At 74.2% G+C, this 18,419-nt stretch carries 12 protein-coding genes; 7 read left to right on the top strand and 5 right to left on the bottom strand.

Annotated features, from left to right (window positions below; all coding sequences use genetic code 11):
• Positions 1-21 precede the first annotated feature (21 nt).
• A complete protein-coding gene (locus OG711_RS27430) occupies positions 22-3,747 on the top strand; it encodes an SAV_2336 N-terminal domain-related protein (RefSeq protein ID WP_329561073.1) in 3,726 nt (1,241 codons plus the stop codon).
• Between the two features lie 195 nt (positions 3,748-3,942).
• Here the strand turns inward: OG711_RS27430 and OG711_RS27425 are convergent, their stop codons facing one another.
• Positions 3,943-4,248, bottom strand: a complete 306-nt coding sequence (locus tag OG711_RS27425) for a beta-Ig-H3/fasciclin (protein ID WP_073793563.1) — start codon at positions 4,246-4,248, stop codon at positions 3,943-3,945.
• A 140-nt stretch (positions 4,249-4,388) separates the two neighbouring features.
• Between OG711_RS27425 and OG711_RS27420 the strand changes: the two genes are divergently transcribed.
• Positions 4,389-7,175: an AfsR/SARP family transcriptional regulator gene (locus OG711_RS27420; RefSeq protein WP_329561071.1), complete on the top strand. Its 2,787-nt coding sequence runs from the start codon at positions 4,389-4,391 to the stop codon at positions 7,173-7,175.
• 229 nt (positions 7,176-7,404) lie between these two features.
• On the opposite strand, the gene OG711_RS27415 is transcribed toward OG711_RS27420, so the two are convergent.
• Positions 7,405-7,848, bottom strand: coding sequence for a hypothetical protein (locus OG711_RS27415; protein WP_329561069.1), 444 nt, complete (start codon positions 7,846-7,848; stop codon positions 7,405-7,407).
• 251 nt (positions 7,849-8,099) lie between these two features.
• On the opposite strand from OG711_RS27415, the gene OG711_RS27410 reads away from it, so the two are divergent.
• Positions 8,100-9,002 carry a LysR family transcriptional regulator gene (locus tag OG711_RS27410; RefSeq protein ID WP_329561067.1) on the top strand — a complete coding sequence of 301 codons (903 nt, stop codon included), beginning with the start codon at positions 8,100-8,102 and terminating at the stop codon, positions 9,000-9,002.
• 229 nt (positions 9,003-9,231) lie between these two features.
• On the opposite strand, the gene OG711_RS27405 is transcribed toward OG711_RS27410, so the two are convergent.
• On the bottom strand, positions 9,232-10,467 hold the full coding sequence (locus OG711_RS27405; RefSeq protein WP_266515169.1) for an MFS transporter: 1,236 nt from the start codon (positions 10,465-10,467) through the stop codon (positions 9,232-9,234).
• 198 nt (positions 10,468-10,665) lie between these two features.
• On the bottom strand, positions 10,666-10,995 hold the full coding sequence (locus tag OG711_RS27400) for a winged helix-turn-helix transcriptional regulator (protein WP_073793566.1): 330 nt from the start codon (positions 10,993-10,995) through the stop codon (positions 10,666-10,668).
• A 179-nt stretch (positions 10,996-11,174) separates the two neighbouring features.
• Between OG711_RS27400 and OG711_RS27395 the strand changes: the two genes are divergently transcribed.
• The 4 genes from OG711_RS27395 (at position 11,175) to OG711_RS27380 (ending at position 16,247) form a co-directional block, all read left to right on the top strand.
• A complete protein-coding gene (locus OG711_RS27395; RefSeq protein ID WP_073794237.1) occupies positions 11,175-12,065 on the top strand; it encodes an NAD(P)-dependent oxidoreductase in 891 nt (296 codons plus the stop codon).
• A 203-nt stretch (positions 12,066-12,268) separates the two neighbouring features.
• The gene (mreB, locus tag OG711_RS27390) at positions 12,269-13,312 is read left to right on the top strand and encodes a rod shape-determining protein (RefSeq protein ID WP_073793567.1); all 1,044 of its coding nucleotides are present in this window, start codon (positions 12,269-12,271) and stop codon (positions 13,310-13,312) included.
• A 171-nt stretch (positions 13,313-13,483) separates the two neighbouring features.
• Complete coding sequence (locus tag OG711_RS27385; RefSeq protein WP_329561063.1) at positions 13,484-15,154, top strand: GAF domain-containing protein; 1,671 nt, start codon at positions 13,484-13,486, stop codon at positions 15,152-15,154.
• A gap of 292 nt (positions 15,155-15,446) precedes the next feature.
• Positions 15,447-16,247: a ScbR family autoregulator-binding transcription factor gene (locus tag OG711_RS27380; RefSeq protein ID WP_329561061.1), complete on the top strand. Its 801-nt coding sequence runs from the start codon at positions 15,447-15,449 to the stop codon at positions 16,245-16,247.
• A gap of 256 nt (positions 16,248-16,503) precedes the next feature.
• Here the strand turns inward: OG711_RS27380 and OG711_RS27375 are convergent, their stop codons facing one another.
• Positions 16,504-18,411 carry an ABC transporter ATP-binding protein gene (locus OG711_RS27375; protein WP_399545285.1) on the bottom strand — a complete coding sequence of 636 codons (1,908 nt, stop codon included), beginning with the start codon at positions 18,409-18,411 and terminating at the stop codon, positions 16,504-16,506.
• Between the last annotated feature and the right edge of the window lie 8 nt (positions 18,412-18,419).

Raw genomic sequence — 18,419 nt, 5'->3', positions numbered from 1 at the left:
TGGCGGGCCGGTGCGCTCCCGGTGACCACCCCGGAACTCCCTTGGTCCCGTATCTCCCCGGCCCGGACCCCGGCCCCGACGGCGACGACGGCCCCGACGGCGACGAGCGGACCGGCGGCCCCGGGACCGGCCGGGACGGGCCGCCGCCGCCGGAGCCGGGCACCGGACGGGAGCGGGCCGTCGTCCATCTCCCCGGGCCCGCGCCGCGCCCCCGTGGCGGACCGCCCCGATCCGGTCGGGCGGGCCGCGCTGCTGGTGCCCGCGCCGCCGATGCTGGCCCGGCCGCTCGCCCTCCAGCGGGCGCTGCGTCCGCTGGCCCGCAAGGTGCCCGCCCCGCACGGCCGGGAGCTGGACGAGGAGGCGACCGCCGACCGGATCGCGCGCCTCGGACCGGGTCCCCGCTCCTGGCTGCCGGTGCTGCGCCCGGCGCGTGAGCGCTGGCTGCGGCTCCATCTCGTCCATGACACCGGGCCGACGATGCCGCTGTGGCGTCCGCTGGTACGGGAGCTGCGGACCGTGCTGGAACGGTCGGGGGTGTTCCGCACGGTGGAGGTGTACCGCGCGGACGCCGACGGAACGGTACGCGGGCCGCGCGGCGGACCGGTGCCCGCGCTCGCCGACGGACGGACCGTGACCCTGCTGTTCAGCGACTGTGTGGGCCCCCAGTGGTGGGACGGCCCCGCCGGGGTCCGCTGGTACGGCACCCTGCGCCGGTGGGCCGACCGGATGCCCGTCGCCGTGCTCCAGCCGCTGCCCGAGCGGCTGTGGCGGGCCACCGCGCTCCCGGCGGCCCCGGGCCGGCTGTCGTCGCCCGCGCCCGCCGCCCCCAACTCGGCGCTGGTGTTCACCCCGTACGACCCCGTCGCGCCCGACGGGGTGCCCCGGCCTGGCCCCGCCCCGGTCGCGCTGCCCGTGCTCGAAGTGGGACCCGGCTGGCTGGGCCACTGGTCGGCGCTGATCGCCGGGCCCGGCGGCACCCGGGAGCCGGGGGCCGCAGCCCGGCTCCACCACCGGCCGGTGCCCGTCGCCACGGACGATCCCGCGCGGGACGACGCGCGGAACCTGTCCGCCACCGATCTCGTCGCCCGGTTCCGCGCGACGGCTTCGCCGGAGGCGTTCCGGCTCGCCGGGCACCTCGCGCTCGGCACCCCGAGGCTGCCGGTGATGCGGCTCGTCCAGGCGGCGACCGAGGCGCGTCCCAGCCCGCAGCATCTGGCGGAGGTGGTCCTCAGCGGGATGCTCACCGGCGGGGCCCGGCCCTCCGGCTGGTACGCGTTCCGGCCCGGGGTGCGTGAGGTGCTGCTGCGCTCGCTGCCCCGCTCCACCCGCAGCCGTACCGAGGCGCTGCTGGCCCGGGTCGGCGCCCTGATCGACGCGGGCGCGGGCACGGTGCCCGGCGGCTTCCCGATGGAGGTCGCGGTACCGGACGCCGCCGCCGGGGGCGCGCCCGGCGGCCCACCGGTCGCCACGGTCGGCGCGGACAGCCTGCGGTACGCGGGACGCCCCCCGGCCCCGCGCCCGGCCCCGGACGAGGGATCACCGCGGCCCTCGGACCTCCTGTCCTGGGAGGCCGTGGAGACGGCGGGACCGGCGGAACCGGCAGCGGTGACGGACCCGGGGCCGGACCCGGAAGAGGACGGACCGCCCGCGCACGCCCCGTACTTCGACACCGGTGTGGTGGTCGGTGGCCGATACCGGCTGGAGCACCCGATCCGGCCGGGCGGCGGGCTGTGGCTGGCCGGGGACCGGGTGGGGAGCCGGACCGTGGTGATACAGGCGTTCTCCGTCGGCGAGCCGGAGGACGCCGCCCATTTCGAGCGTACGGTCCGGCTGCTGCGGGAACTGCGCGACCCGAACATCGTCCGTGTCCTCGGCTCGGGACGGCACGGCGCCGCGCGCTTCATCGCCATGGAGCACCTGGACGGCATCCCGCTGAACGCGCTCGCCGCGCCGCAGGGGTTCGTGCTCCCCGCCCGGCTGTTCGTCTCCGTGGCGGCGGGGCTCGCCGCCGCGCTGGACGCGCTGGGCCGCCATGGGGTGGTGCACGGTTCCGTCGGCACGCACAGTGTGGTCGTCCTCCCCGACGGGACGCCGCGGCTGACCCTCTTCGAGCTCGACCGCGCACCGGGCCCCGACCGGCGGCGGGAGGATCTGCGGCGGCTGGGATCGGCGCTGGCGTTCCTCGCGTCGTCCTCGTCCACCGCGGAGGCGCACCCGACGCCACGGAACCTGAACAGGCTGCCCCAGCCGCTGCGCGCCCCGGTGTCCGAGGCGCTCACGGCCCTGCTGCACGGCTCCGCCGACGACTCCGTCCAGGCCCTGAACGGGCTGCGGAACCCCGAACTGCGCGGCCACGCCCGCAGATCGGCGCCGTATCTGCGCTACCGGCTGCTCGGCCCGGTCCAGGTGTGGCGCACCGGCGCCCCTCCGCCGGACCCCGCGGGCGGACCCCGTCCCGTCCGGCTGACCAGGAACTCCGACCAGGTGCTGGTGGACTCGGCCACGGGCGGTGAACGGCTGGCCGTGCTCGTCCAGTTGCTGCTGCGGCACGGCCGTACCGTGACGCACGACCGGCTCGTCGAGGAGGTGTGGGACCCCGCGGAGCGGCCCGCGCATGCCAGCGCGGTCCTGAGCGAGCATGTGTCCCGGCTGCGGCGGGCCCTCGGCCCCTGCACGGTCGCCCGGCTGCCCGACGGCTACGCCCTGCACATCAGCCCGGACCAGGTGGACCTGCTGGACCTGGACTCCCTGGCGGCCGAGGCGCGGAACCTGCGCGGCGACGGCGACCCGGCGCGGGCGTCCCGGGCGATCCGCACGGCCCTCCAGCTCTGGCAGGGCACCCCGCTGGACGGGGTCCCCGGGCCGGGCGCGGCGGCCCACCGCGAGCGGCTGACCGCGCTGCGGCTGGAACTCCTCACCACCCTCGCCGAACTGGACCTGGAGCAGCGCCGGTTCGCCGATGTGGCCGACGACCTCGCCGCCCGGGTCCGCGAACACCCGGAGCATGTGGGACTGCGGGCCCTGCGGATGCGGGCCCTGTACGAACTGGGGCGCCACGACGAGGCGCTGGAGGTGTACGACGGCCTGCGGGCGGCCGGCGGGCGGCCGGGTCCGGTGATGGACGCGCTGCACCGGGAGGTGGCGGACGCCCGGGAGGCCGCGGCGGACGGCCCGGGGACGGACTCGGGCCCGTGGGCCCCGGGGACCCGGACGCGGGAGGGGAACGGGGGCCCGGCCCGGCATCCGGTGTCGTCCGTGGCGTTCGACGTCTCCTTCGACATCGCGCCCCGCGCCCCGCTGGCCCCGGCGGTGCGGGAGTCCCTGCACCGGGTCCTCGCCGGGCTGACCCGGCGCCCCGGCGGGCTGCGGTCCACGCCGACCGGGTACGTGATGGCGGTCCCGCCGGGCGGCCCCGCGCTGGCGCTGCTGCCCGCGGTCGTCCTGGAGCTGCCCGGCGCGCTGGCGGCGGCGGAGCTGCCGCCGCTGCTGGTGAGTTTCCTGCACGAGGACTCCCTGGCCGACTCCCCCGCGCGCTCCGAGTCGGCCCTGCGGTCCGTCCTCGGGGACCGGCTGCGGGACGCGGGCGCCCGCGTCCTCGTCGCCGTGTCCCGCTTCCACGAGGAGTCCCTGGCCACCGCCCCGGTACCGCCCCAGGCGGTGTTCCGCCCCCTGTACCGCAGAGGCGTACGCGGCCCGGTCTGCTCCTACGCCCTGCTCACCGGCCCGCCCCCGGCCCGTTCCCGCTGACCGGGCCGGGTCACACGGACCGGTCACGGGGCTCCGGGGCGGACGCCCGCACGCCCCATGTCCGCCCCGGGGTCCACCCCGCCCTCACCCGGTGTGCCGCCGACCGGGGCGTGGTACGGGCCGTCCGACGTCGTCAGGCACCCCCGCGGCCGACGCTTCGGCGGTCCGTGCGGTCCGTGCGGTCCGTGCGGTCCGTCAGCAGTTCACCGTACGGTCGTAGTTTCCGAGGACCCCGGTGTAGATGTACAGGTCGCTCGCGCCGCGCGCCAGCTTGTAGCAGCGGCTGTCCGGGGCCAGGGACACCACGACCCGCACCGAACGGGTGCCGGAGCAGTTGTTGCTGAGCAGGACGTCGAAGCCGTTGGTGGTCTCCGTGACCATGCGGCCTATGCAGGACGGGGCCGTGGTCGCCGCCGCCGCGGGCGGCGCCGAGACAGCCAGCGAACCGACGAGAGCGACCGCGGTCACGGCGGCCTGGGCGGCCTTCCGGGAGGTAAGCATCAAGTACTCCTTGCCTGGAGGTTGTTCACAACAGCCCGGAGGTTAGGCTGACGCGCGCACAATGTGCGCACGACGTCCGCACAACTCGGCGTCGGACGGCCCGTGTCACGGGTCCCGCTCTCGCGACATGGTTGGTGACGGTGCGCTTCGCTCTCCTCGGCCCCCTGGAGGTCACCCTCGACGGCCGGCACCTCGCCCTGGGCTCCATCAAGCAGCGCCTGCTGCTGGCCACCCTGCTCAGCCGCCCCTCGCGGACGGTGCCGACCGGTGTGCTGGTGGCCGCCCTGTGGGGCGAGGACCCGCCGGCGTCCGCCGCCGCCAATCTGCGGACCTACGCGCGGGGGCTGCGCGGCGCCCTGGGCGGCGACGGCTCCTGGGACGGCATGCCGCACACCCGTGGCGGCTATCTGCTCCGTGTCCCACCGGGCGGGACGGACGTGGAACGCTTCGACGAGGCCGCGTTCCGGGGCCGCCGCGCCCTGGCCGCCGATGACCCCTCCCTGGCCCGCGAGGAGCTGTCGAGGGCGCTCGCCGTCTGGCGCGGCCGGGTCCTCGAAGGGCTCGTGCTGCCGGACGTCCTGGAGTCCTGGGCGACCGGTCTGGAGGAACGCCGGTGCCACACCGAGGAGGACTACGCCCAGGCGCTGCTCGCGGAGGGCGATCTGTCGCAGGCGGTGCTGCGGATGCGGAAACTGGTGGCGTCCCATCCGTCACGGCAGCGGGCCTGGGGCCATCTGATGCTCGGTCTGTACCGGGTGGGCGATGTGGGGGGCGCCCTGGAGGCGTACCGCGAGGTGCGTGACACGCTGGTCCGGGAGACCGGTCTGGAACCCGGCCCCGAGCTGACGCGCTTGCACGCGGACATCCTCAAGCAGCGGTCGACCGCCACCATCGGCGACTCCCCGCCACCCCCGCCCCGGCCCCGCCAGCTCCCCCTCATCACCCCCGACTTCGTCGGCCGGGAGGAGGCCCTCGCCGCGCTCGACGCCGGTCTCCACCGCGCGGACGGCGAGACGCCGGGTGTCGTGATCACCGCCGTCTCGGGGATGGCCGGTGTCGGCAAGACGACACTCGCGCTGCACTGGGCCCACCGGGTCGCCGACCGGTTCCCCGACGGGCAGCTCCATGTGGATCTGCGGGGGTACGACGAGAGCGGGGTGGTGTCCGCGTCCGACGCCCTCCAGGGCTTCGTCCAGGCGCTCGGCGTACCGCAGGCCCGGATACCCTCCGGCACACAGGCCCGCGCGGGCCTGTTCCGCAGTCTGCTGGCCACCCGCCGGATGCTGGTGGTGCTGGACAACGCCCGCGACTCCGCCCATGTCCGGCCGCTGCTCCCCGGCGCCGGGAACAGCGTGGTGGTCGTCACCAGCCGGAACCGGCTGGCGGGGCTGGTGACGTCCGAGGGGGCCCGGTCACTGACCCTCGATGTGCTGAGCGCGACGGAGTCGGCCCGGATGCTGGCCCGCCGGGTGGGCCCGCGGGTGGAGGCCGAACCGGACGCCGCCGCCGACATCGTGACCCTGACCGGACGGCTGCCCCTCGCCCTCGCCGTCGTCGCCGCCCGCGTGGCGAACCACCCGGCGTTCCCCCTGCACGCCTTCGCCGCCGAACTCCGCCCCAGCGGCGCCCTGCTGGACGTACTGGAGGACGGTGACGCGCAACGGGTGCTGTCCTGGTCGTATCTGGCCCTGACCGAGGAGGCGGCCCGGCTGTTCCGGCTGCTCGGACTGCACCCGGGACCCGATCTGACCCTGGACGCCGCCGCCGCGCTGGCCGGTGCCCCGGCGCACTCCGTCAGGCCCCTGCTGCGGGAGCTGACCCGGCTGCATCTGCTGACCGAACACCGGCCCGGCCGCTATCTGTTCCACGATCTGCTGCGGACATACGCGTCCGCGCTGGTCCGCACCACCGAACCGTCCGCCGGTGTGCTCCAGGCGCGGGAACGGTTCTACGACCACTGTCTGCACCGCGCGCACGCCGCCGCGGTGCTCGTGCAGCCGCAGTGGCCCGCCGTCGTGCCCGTGCCCCCGCTGCCGTCGAACAGCGGCGACCGCGCCCGCGACGCCGAGGCCGCCCTGGGGTGGTTCGCCGACGAGCGCCAGGTACTGCTGCGGACGGTGGCGCAGGCCGCGGCGCGCGGCTTCGAGACCTACAGCTGGCAGCTCGCCTGGGCGCTCACCGCCTATCTGGCGCCCCTCGGGCTGTGGCAGGACCAGCGCGCGGTCCAGGAGACCGCGCTGGCCGCCGCCGAGCGGTCCGGCGAGGAGGTGGGCGAGGCCATGGCCTGTCGGCTGCTCGCCCGCGCCGAGGCCAGGCTCGGCGCCCTGGACACCGCCGAGCGGCTGCTGCGCCGGGCCCTCGGGCTGTACGAGCGGCTGGGCGAGCACAACGGCCAGGCCCAGACCCTGCACAACTACGTCGAGCTCTGCTACATGGGCGGCCGGCTGGCGGAGGCGCTGGAGCACGGGCGCGAGGCGCTGCGGCTGTACGGGCTCTCCGGCAACCGGGACGGCGAGGCCCGCACCCTCAACGCGATGGGCTGGCTCCACGCCGCCGAGGGCGACCACCCGGCCGCCATCGACCACTGCACCCGCGCGCTCGACCGCCAGCGGCAGGCGGGCGACCGCAACGGCCAGGCCGCCACCCTGGACAGCCTGGGATTCGCCTATCACCATCTGGCGCGCTACGACCGGGCGGTGGCCTGCTACGAGGAGGCCATCGCGCTGTTCCGGTCCTCGGCCGACCGCTACCACGAGGCCGAGACCCTGGTCAGACTGGGCGACACCCACCTGGTGACCGGCCGTCCGGCGGCTGCCGAGGAGGTCTGGGGGCGGGCCGCCGCGATGTTCGACGCCCTGTGGGACCCGGAGGCCGAAACGGTACGGAAGCGCTTGGCCGAACTGAGGAGCCCCCGTCAGCAGGACTGACCCCGCGCATGGGTCCGCGCGCCCGCGCTGACGGGCGCGTCCCGCGGACACGGTGACCGGGTACACGACGCGTACCCGCGGACACCTTCCCCGAGAACACGACGCGTAACGCGCCGCACACCCCCGGGACACCCCGGTCCCCGCCGGTGGTCCCAGGGGTGTGCGGCGCGGTGCGCGCGGCGGGTTCAGACCCCGTGTGTCCTTCCCGCCTCCGACGGACCGGACCGGGTCACGCCTTGACGCCGTAGACCGTGCCGCACGCGGAATAGCTGCCCTTCACGACGCAGACCTCCATGTCGTGCCTGCTGCCCTCCGGGAGATTCCCGCTGGCCCTGTCGGTGTAGGGGGCGTTGTGCCCTCGGGTCGTCGCCACCCGGGAACCGTCCAGGGTCACCTGGATGCCGTAGCCGTCGGAGGCCGAGTCGCGGGCGATGATGGTGTCTCCCGTGGAGGAGCCGAAGTCGCCCGGGTCACCCGCCCACTGCCCGGTCCCCGCGCGATCTCCGTTGATGTACATCACGATCTCCGCCCAACCCATGTCCAGCGGGTCGGCCCTGCTCGTGAAGGTGACGTTGGGCGCCGCGCTGGCCGGAGGGGCCGCGACCGCGACGAGCGCTCCCGCAGCGAACACCGAAGCGGCGAGCGCCCGTACCGTGGCCGTCCTGAACTTCATCTTCATGTCCCCTTCGAGATGAGGGCATACGAAATGAGCACGCCCTGCTTTCCCGGCGCAGGCTGTCCGCGAATACCTCACGGAGAACCTTGAGCCGTCGTGACGAGCGCGTCTTTCGATCGCGGACGTCATCGGCACGCCTTGACTGCGTTCATCGTGCAGGGTGCGCAAGGGGTGAACAAGACAGGATTGCTCAACGAACGTTTAGCCTCGTACGGTTCTGCGGTCACCCCGCTCGAAGAGGAGGACTCATGCTGGAACGCCTCGAACTACAGGTCTTCCTCACGCTCGCCGAGGAGCTGCACTTCGGTCGCACCGCGGAGCGGCTGCACGTGACGACCGGCCGTGTGAGCCAGATCCTCAAGAAGCTCGAAGGGCGGGTGGGCACCCTGCTCTTCGACCGCAGCAGCCGTACCGTCGAACTCACGGAGATAGGCCGCCAGCTACGGGACGATCTTCAGAGCGGCTACGAGCAGATAGAGACGGGACTCGCGCGCGCGACCCAGGCTGCGCGTGGTTCCGACAGCTCGCTGCGGGTCGGTTTCGTCGGTGCGCTCGCCGGTCAGGTGATGCACAGGGCCGCACAGGAATTCACGGACGGCGAACTCGGCGCGCCGGTCCATATCCGGGAGGTCCAGGTCGTCGACGCCTTGGCGCGACTGCGCGGCGGACACCTCGACGTACTGGTCATCAGCTTGCCGCTCTCCGCGCCCGACATCACGGTCGGCCCCGTGCTGTTCTCCGAGGCGCGCATGCTCGCGGTCCCGGCCGGGCATCCGCTCGCGACCAGGGCGAGCGTGACGATGGAGGACCTCGTCGGCGTCGTCGTGCTGCGGCCGACCGACACCACGCCGGGCGCGTGGCCCGCCGACCGTCACCCCCGCCGTACCCCCGCCGGATCGACCATCGTCGGCGGGCCGCGCGTGGACACGTTCCAGGAGGCTCTTCAGCAGGCGGGGGCCGGCGCGGGCGCGGTCATCGTCGGAGCCCAGGTCCTCCGCTTCTACAGCCGTCCCGACGTCGTCTACGTCCCCTTCAGCGACGCACCCCCCATCGAGTGGGCCGCGACCTGGCTGAAGACCAACGACGTCCCCCGCAACCGGTCCTTCGCCCGCATCGCCCAGAAAATCGGAAGCGGCTTCCTCCAGCAGTGAGACCGGCCCCGAAAGCTCCGACGAGGCCCCCAGCGCACCTCCGCCCGACCGCACAGGAAACACGTACATGTGACCGTGGAACCCTAGGGGCGCGGGGAACTGCGCACCCCCGCCCGACCGCACAGGAAAAAGCCACGCCCAGGTGTGGAACCCCAGGAACCGCAAGGAACAAGCACCCCGCAGAGGAACAGCGACGAACCCCAGGACGCTACGCACCGGGCGCCCACGCCTACGGCACGGGCGACCGCGCGTCGTAGCGGGCGAAGTCACGCCACACCGCCCCCAGCACCGCCACAGCGACCACGCACGCGATCCCGCCCCCGACCACCGCGACCTCGGGCGAGGTCAGGTCGCCCACCGCGCCCGCGAGGAAGTCACCGAGCCGGGGACCGCCCGCGACGACCACGATGAACACCCCTTGGAGGCGCCCCCGCATCTCGTCGGGCGTCGCCGACTGGAGCATCGTCGAGCGGAACACCATGGACGTGGTGTCGGCGGCACCCGCGAGCGCGAGGAACAGCATCCCGAGCCAGAGGTTGCGGGTCAGCCCGAAGACGGTGACGGCGGCGCCCCAGGACCCCACGGCGAGCAGTATCGCGAGCCCGTGCCGCCGTATCCGCCCCAGCCAGCCGGAGAACACCCCGCCGAGCAGCGCGCCCACGGCGGGGGCCGCGACCAGCAGTCCGGTGGTGGTGGCGTCCCCGCCGTACCAGAGCACCGCGACGGCGGGGAACAGCGCGCGGGGGTGGGCGAGGACCATCGCGCACAGGTCGGTGAAGAACGTCATCCGGATGTTGGGCCGGGTGGCGAGGAACCGCAGCCCGTCCAGGACGGAGGCCCGGCCGCCCCGTTCCGCCGCGCCCGTGGGCCGCATCGAGGGCAGCCGCCACATGGCGTACAGGGCGGCGGAGAAGGTGAGGGCGTCGACGGTGTACGCGGCCTGGTAGCCCCACGCCCCGACGATGAGGCCGCCCAGCATCGGCCCGAGCATCAGCCCGGACGTGGTGGTCATGGACCCCAGCGCGTTGGCGGCGGGCAGCTGTTCGGGCGGCAGCAGCCGGGGGATCATCGCGGACCGGGCGGGCCCGTTGAGCGCCCCGCACACCGACTGGAGCGCGACGATCGCGTACAGGAACCGGACATCGGCGTACCCGGCGAACGCGGCGGCGGCGAGCGCGAGGGACAGCACCCAGGCCCCGGCGGACGACCACAGACCCAGCTTGCGGCGGTCGACGGTGTCCGCGACGGCGCCCCCGTACAGTCCGAACACCACGAGCGGGATCAGCGAGAAGAGTCCGACGAGGCCGACGGAGAAGCTGGAACCGGTGAGGTCGTAGACCTGGAGCGAGACGGCGAGGGAGGTCATTCCCTGGCCCACCCAGGAGACCGTGCTGCCGATCCACAGCCGCCGGAAGTCGAGGGAGGTCCGCAGCGGCGTCAGATCCGCGAGCACCCGCCGCCGCACGACCGGACCTGCGGGACCGGCGGGATTCGCGGGGCCTGCGGGACTGGCGGGGCCCGGGGGACCTATAGGGCCACCGCTGTCGCGGTCACCCCCCGTACCGCTCTCCGGACTACCGGACTTCGCACTGGTCACAGCGGATGGTAGCAACGCACCCGCCCCATAAGTGCAGCATGCACCGGTTCTTTCCGGCCGATCCGCTCAGGGGATGGCCTCGATGCGTTCCAGGTGCTCCTCGCCCCATTCGCCGAGCGGGGCGAGCGCGTCGTTGAGGGAGCGGCCGAACGCGGTCAGGGAGTACTCCACCTTGGGCGGCACCTGGGGGTGGACCTCGCGGTGCACCAGTCCGCTGGCCTCCATCTCCCTGAGCTGGAGGATCAGTATCCGTTCGCTGATACCGGACACCGTGCGCCCCAGCTCCCCGAAACGCAGCGGCCCGTCACCGAGCGAGAACAGGATGAGGCCCTTCCACTTGCCTCCCATCACGGCGATGGCGGCGTCGAGTCCGCAGGTGTATCTCCGCTTGGTCACCGGCGTTCCTCCTGACAGGAATGTGAGTACCCGACAAAAATGTCGGTACTTGAGGGAATGCGCGTGCGAACCCAGTATGGGACGGGCGCCGCGCCGGGAACACCACGGAGCGGGGGGCGGGCGCGGCGGGCCGGCATGCCGTGGACGTCCGGCGATCCGACATCTCCTGGAGCGGGAACATGACCATGAACCACCGCACACCCGTGACCGTGATCGGGCTCGGCTCGATGGGCCTGGCGCTGGCCGGTGCGTTCCACGACGCCGGACATCCGACGACCGTATGGAACCGCACCCCGGCCAAGGCGGCGCCGCTGACCGCCGAGGGAGCGGTCCTCGCCCCCTCGGTGGCGGCGGCGGTCGGCGCGAGTCCCCTGGTCATCACCTGCTTGACCACCTTCGACGACACCCGCGCGGCCCTGGCCCCGGCCGCGGCGGAACTGACGGGGCGTGCCCTCGTCACCCTGAACAGCGGCTCCCCGGCCGGGGCCCGTGAGACGGCCGCCTGGGCGGACGGTCTCGGCGCCCGGTTCCTCGCCGGGGCGGTCAAGAACGTGCCCGCGGCCGTCGGGGCACCGGACACCCTGCTCTACTACAGCGGCGACCGGACCGTCTTCGACGAGTACGTGACCACGCTGGAGGTGCTGGGCGGCGACACCGTCCACCTCGGGGACGAGGCCGATCTGGCCGCCCTGTACGAGATGGCGGTGGGCGCCATGCTGCTGCCCGCCCTTGTCGGGTTCTTCCAGGGCGCCGCCGCCCTGCGGTCCCGGGGGCTGGAGGCGGCGGGCATGGTGCGGTTCGCGGGCAAGTGGCTGGACATGATCAAGTCGCTGCTGCCCGTCTACGCCGCCGAGATCGACAGCGGCGACTACACCGACGGGGCCTCGTCCGTGAATCTGTTCCTCGCCGGAGCCGCCCATGACGCGGAACTGACCCGGGAGACGGGCGTCGACACGTCCTGGACGGCCCCCCTCGACGACCTGGTGCGACGGGCGGCGGAGGCGGGCCACGGCGAGCACAGCGTCGCGGCGCTGACCGAGATGCTCAAGAAGCCGCGCCGGACGGTGTGACACGCGCGACGGCGCGGATCTCTCCCCCGTTCGCCCCGTCCCGGGCCCGGTCCCCTACTGCGAACGGCCCCCGGCGTCACCCGGGCGGCGGCCCCCCGCCCGGCCCACCCGCGATGCGTGGGCCCCCGCGCGGCCGGACGATGCGGAGGAAGAACGCCGCACGGCGCCGCCGTACGGTCCGCGCCCTCGGGAGGAAAACGCCCATGACCGGCAGTGCCAGCCTGGACCAGTTGCGTCGGTGCCATATCGCGGTGGACCTGGGCGCCGCCCGCACCCGGGTGTTCGTGAAGGGCGCGGGACTGGTGGTCGACCAGCCGAGCGTCGCCGCCGTCAACACCCGCACCGGATCGCTGATCGCGGTGGGCGAGTTCGCGGAACGGATGACGGGCCGCACCCCCGGCTACATCCGGGTGGTGCGCCCGGTGTCCGGCGGCTCGGTCGTGGACATCGAGATGGCGCAGCGGATGCTCCGTCATCTGATCGGCGAGAAGCTGCGCCGCGCGCTGCGGCGCAAGCCCCGGCTGCGGGCCGCCGCGTGCACCCCGCACGACGCGGACCCGCTCGCGCAGCGCGCGGCGGTGGAGACGATGGTCGGGCTCGGCGCCCGCCGGGTGGAGCTGGTCGACACGCTGCTCGCGGCGGCGGTCGGCTGCGGGCTGCCGGTGGAGCGGCCCGAGGCGACGATGATCCTGGTGTGCGGGGCCGCGACCACCCAGGTCGCGGTGCTGTCGCTCGGGTCGATCGTCACGGCGGAGCGGATCGCGGTCGGCGGGGACGCCATCGACCACGCGATCGTCCAGCATCTGCGGCACCGGCACGAACTGATGCTGCCGTCGCAGTCGGTGCGCCCGCTCCAGCTCGCCCTCTCCGGCAACGGCCTCACCCCGCACGGTCCGACGTCCACCGAGATCCACGGCCGGGACGTGGCCACCGGGCTGGCCCGTTCGGTCCAGGTCGACACGGCGGCGGTGCGGGACGCCATCCACACCCCGCTGACGGCGGTCCTCGACGGTATCGGCAAGGTGCTGCGGGACTGCCCGCCGGACCTGGTGGCCGACCTCGCGGACCGGGGCATCATGATGGTCGGCGGCAGCGCCCTGCTCCCGGGCCTGGACCAGATGCTGCGGGACGCGACGGGGATGCCGGTGCACATCGCGGAACGCCCCGACGTCTGCGCGATCCTCGGTCTCGGCGCGATGCTGGAGGGCCGGATCGCCCCGATGCTGCTGGACCCGCTGTCCGGCTGACCCGACCATCGGGCCGAGCCGACCCGAACCCGACCCGAGCCCGACCCGAGCCCGTCCGCCGGACCGCCGGACCTCCGCGCCTCCGCGCCTCCGACGGACGGGACACCTCCCGCGACCCCCGCGACGGCGCCGCTGCCGGGGAGCGGGCGGCCCAGGCGGCATCCTGGAACGGTGAGCGAAGACGACGGTACGGCGGCGGGCGGGTCCCGGCTGCCGCTTCTCCTCGAAGCGGTCCTGGAGGTCGGGACGGAACTCGACCTGCCCGCCACCCTCCAGCGGATCGTGACACGCGCCGCCGGGCTGACGGGCGCCCGGTACGGGGCGCTGGGCGTCCTGGACCTGGGCGGCGGCCCGGACCGCCCCCGTCTGCGCGACCTGTACACGACCGGGCTGCCGGCGGCGGCGCGCGCCCGGATCGGCGGCCTGCCCGACGGGCACTCCGGGCTGATCGGCGCCCTCATCGACGATCCCCGCCCGCTGCGGATCGACGATCTCACCACCGATCCCCGCGCCCGGGGGCTGCCGCCCGGCCATCCGCCGATGCGGTCGTTCCTCGGCGTCCCGATCCATGTCGCGGACGAGGTGTTCGGCAATCTGTATCTGACCGGGAAGCGGGGCGGCCCGTTCACCGAGGAGGACGCGCAACTGCTGCGGGTCCTCGCGTCCCAGGCGGGCATCGCGATCGGCAACGCCCGGCTGTACGGCGCCGCGCGGCTGCGGGAACGCTGGATCGAGGGCGCGGCGGCGGTGACGACCGCGCTGCTGACCGCCGGGTCCGCGACGGACGCGCTGGTGACGGTCGCGGAGCGGGCGCGGCTGCTGGCGGACGCGGCGGCCGGGGCGATCCTCCAGCCGACCCGGGCGGGCGGGATGGAGATCGTCGCGGCGTCCGCGCCGGACCCGGCCGGGGAACTCCTCGGCGCGACGATCCCGCCGGGCAGCGCGATCCTGGACCAACTCCTCGGCGGTGAGCCGGTGTTCATCACGGACTCGGCGACCGATCCCCGGATGGCCACCCCGGTGCGCTCCCGCTTCGGCCCCAGCATGATGCTTCCGCTCCAGTCCGGCGGACGGCTGATCGGCACCCTCGCGCTGCCGCGCGTCCGCGGGGGCCGCCCGTACAGCGCGGTGGAGCGGACGATGGCCGCCCGGTTCGCGTCGCACGCGGCGCTCGCCCTCGTCCTCGCGGACGCCCAGACCCGGCGCGAACGGCTCGCCGTGTACGAGGACCGGGACCGGATCGCCCGCGATCTGCACGACCTGGTCGTCCAACGGCTGTTCGCCACGGGCCTGATGCTGGAGTCGACCCACCGCCGCGCGGAGCGGGCGGCGGACGGGGACGCCCCCGGGGCCGGGACCGGGGCCGCCGAGGCCGGGGCGGCCCGTACGGTACGGGACTGTCTCGCGTTCGCGGTGGACGAGCTGGAGTCCACGATCCAGGAGGTCCGTACGGCGATCCTCGCGCTCCAGCAGCCGCCCGCCGACGCCCCGACCACCCTCCGGGGCCGGGTGCTGCGCGAGACGGCCGCGGCGGGCGCCGTCCTGGGCTTCCCGCCGTCGCTGCGGTTCCTGGGCGCCGTGGACACCCTGGTGGACGACCCGGTCGCCGGGCCGCTCCTCGTCGTCCTGCGCCGCGCCCTGTCGGAGGCGGCCCACCGGACGGGGGTGACCCGGGTGGCGGTCGCCGTGGACGTCACGACGTTCCTGCCGGACGGGCGGCCCTGCGTACGGCTCACCGTCCGGGACGACGGCACGGCGTCGGCGGACGACGGGTCCGGGCCGCGGGGCGAAGGCACCGCGCTGGTCTGGCGCTCACCGATCGGACCGGCCCCGGGAGCCTGACACCACTCCCCCGCGCAACGCCCCGGGGCGGTACCGGGAGCGGCCTCGGATCAGGTACCGGCAGCGGCGGCGGGCCCCGTACGGCACCGCCCGGGGCGGCGTCCCGGGCCCGCTCAGGGGAGGGCGGCGGAGGCGTCCGCGACCGGGGGCTTGGCGGGGTCGGTGACGCGTCGCTGATGAGGGGTCTCTCATGGCCCTCGACAAGCGGGTGACGAGTCCGGTTTTCTGTCCGTGTCGACCTGACCACAGCTCGGACGTAGAAGCCCCGACGGGGAAGCAGGCACCTGACTCCATGGCACGACAAGCACGGGCGATCCAGACGCGCGAGTCCATCCTCCTGGCGGCCGCGGCCGTCTTCGACGAGCGCGGCTACAGCTCCGCGACGATCACCGAGATCCTCCAGCGTGCCGGGGTCACCAAGGGCGCGCTGTACTTCCACTTCGCGTCCAAGGAGGAACTGGCGCTGGGCGTGGTGGCGGCGCAGCTGGACGTGGGCGAACTGCCACCGCAGCGCACCCGGCTCCAGGAACTCGTGGACCACGGGATGCTGTTCGCCCATCAGCTGCGCCACGACCCGCTGACCCGCGCCGGGGTGGGCCTCGCGATGGACCACCGGCGGGAGCACGGCGACGACCCGGCGCCGTTCCACGGCACCCCGTACCAGTCGTGGATCGACCGGATCGGCCAGGTCCTCGCGGAGGCCGACCGGCACGGCGAGCTGCTGCCGCACGTGGTCCCCGACGACACCGCGCAGTTGCTCGCGGGCGCGTTCACCGGCATCCAGGGGATGTCGCAGACCCTGTGCGAGCGGGCCGATCTGACGCACCGGGTGATCGTGCTGCTCCAGCATGTGCTGCCGAGCATCGCGCAGCCGTCGCTGCTGCCGACCCTCGACCTCGGCGCGGACCGCGCGGAACGGCTCCTCGCCGCCCGCGTCGGCACCGCCGCGGGCACCGAGCGGGCGGGTGACGGGCGCCCGGCGGCGGAGCGGCCCGGCACGGAGCGGTCGGCCGACCTGTCGTCCGGCGCTCAGCGGCCCACCGGGGAGCACGGGATCCCCTCCCCCCGCCGGACCCCGACCGCCGTGCGCTGAGGCCCTGACGGACCCCTGGCGCCCTCGCAAGGGGGTGCCAGGGGGCGTCAGGGACAGCAGGGGCGCCCGGGACGACGGAACGGACCGCCACGACCGCCCACGGGCCGCGCCGCCCGTGGCCACCCATGGCCGCCGGAACCGTCCGCACGGACCGCACCACCCGTGACCGCTACGACCGCCCACCCATGACTGCTACGACCGCCCGCCCAGCCGCCGCGACCGCCCACGCGACCGCGCCGCCGGTGGGCGGCACGGCTCAGTCGACCTCCGCCACCGCCTGGGCGAACTGCGCCGCGTACAGCCGGGCGTAGGCGCCCCCGGACCGCAACAGCTCCTCGTGGGTGCCCTGTTCGACGATGGAACCGTGCTCCATCACCAGGATGGTGTCCGCGTCGCGGATCGTGGACAGCCGGTGGGCGATGACGAACGAGGTCCGGCCGTGCGAGAGCCGGGCCATCGCCTTCTGGATCAGTACCTCGGTGCGGGTGTCGACGGAGCTGGTCGCCTCGTCGAGGACGAGGATCACCGGCTCGGACAGGAAGGCCCGCGCGATGGTGATCAGCTGCTTCTCGCCCGCGCTGACCCCGGCGCCCTCGTCGTCGATGACGGTGTCGTACCCGTCGGGCAGGGTCCGGACGAACCGGTCCGCGTGCGCGGCCCGCGCCGCCTCCTCGATGTCGTCACGGGTGACGTCCCGGGACGTGCCGTAGGCGATGTTGTCCGCGATGGTCCCGCCGAACAGCCAGGTGTCCTGGAGGACCATCCCGATCCCGGCGCGCAGTTCGTCGCGGGACATCTTCGCGATGTCGACGCCGTCGACGGTGATCCGCCCGCCGGTCACCTCGTAGAACCGCATGAGCAGATTGACCAGGGTCGTCTTGCCCGCCCCGGTCGGTCCGACGATGGCGACGGTGTGCCCGGGTTCCACGGTCAGCGACAGGTCCTCGATGAGCGGCCGGTCCTTCTCGTAGCGGAAGGACACCCGCTCCAGGGCGACCCGCCCGGTGCGCTCCACGGGCCGCACGGGGTGCTCGGGGTCGGGGGCCTGCTCGTCGGCGTCGAGCAGTTCGAAGACCCGCTCGGCGGACGCGACCCCGGACTGCACCAGGTTCGCCATCGACGCGACCTGGGTCAGCGGCATGGAGAACTGCCGGGAGTACTGGACGAACGCCTGGACGTCCCCGATGGACAGCGCGCCGGAGGCGACCCGCAGCCCGCCGACGACGGCGACGAGGACGTAGTTCAGGTTGGACACGAAGAACATCAGCGGCTGCATCAGCCCGCTGGTGAACTGGGCCCGGTAGGTCGCCTCGTACAGCGCGTCGTTCTCCTCGGCGAACCGCTTGGCGCTCTCGTCCTGCCGTCCGAAGACCTTCACCAGGGTGTGCCCGGTGTACATCTCCTCGACATGCGCGCTGAGGGTGCCGGTGGTGCGCCACTGGCGGACGAACTGCGGCTGGGACCGCTTGCCGACCTTCGTCGCGATCAGGAACGACAGCGGGACGGTGACGAGCGCGACCAGCGCGAGCAGCGGTGAGATCAGGAACATCATCACCAGCACACCGAGGATCGTCAGCAGCGAGTTGACGAGCTGTCCGAGGCTCTGCTGGAGGGTCTGCCCGAGGTTGTCGAGGTCGTTGGTGGCACGGCTGAGCACCTCGCCGCGCTGCCGCTTGTCGAAGTACGCCAGCGGCAGCCGCGACAGCTTCGCCTGGACCTCGCCGCGCAGCCGGAACACGGTCCTGTTGATGGCCCGGTTGCCGAGCCGGGTGGCCACCAGCATCAGCAGTCCGCCTATCACGAACGTGATCAGCGCGAAACCGAGGACGGAGGCGACGGCCCCGAAGTCGACACCCTCGCCGGGGGTGAAGGCCACCCCGGAGAGCATGTCGGCGACCTTGCCCTCACCGTCGGCGCGCAGCTGCGCGAGGGCCTGTTCCTTGGTCTGCCCGGCGGGCATCGGGCGGCCGACGATCCCGGCGAAGATCAGGTCGGTGGCCATCCCGAGGATCTTCGGGCCGAGCACCGACACCGCGACGCTGATCAGGGCGCAGCCGACCATCCCGTACATGGTGGCGCGTTCGGGCCGGAAGTGGCCCAGCAGCCGTTTGCCGGAGCCCTTGAAGTCCATGGACCGATGGTCGGGTCCCGTCCCGGCCATCATGCTGCGTC

The sequence above is a fragment of the Streptomyces uncialis genome (assembly GCF_036250755.1).
GTDB lineage: Bacteria > Actinomycetota > Actinomycetes > Streptomycetales > Streptomycetaceae > Streptomyces > Streptomyces uncialis.
Note: the sequence above shows the minus strand (reverse complement) of the source record. Positions and strands in the feature narration are given on the sequence as shown.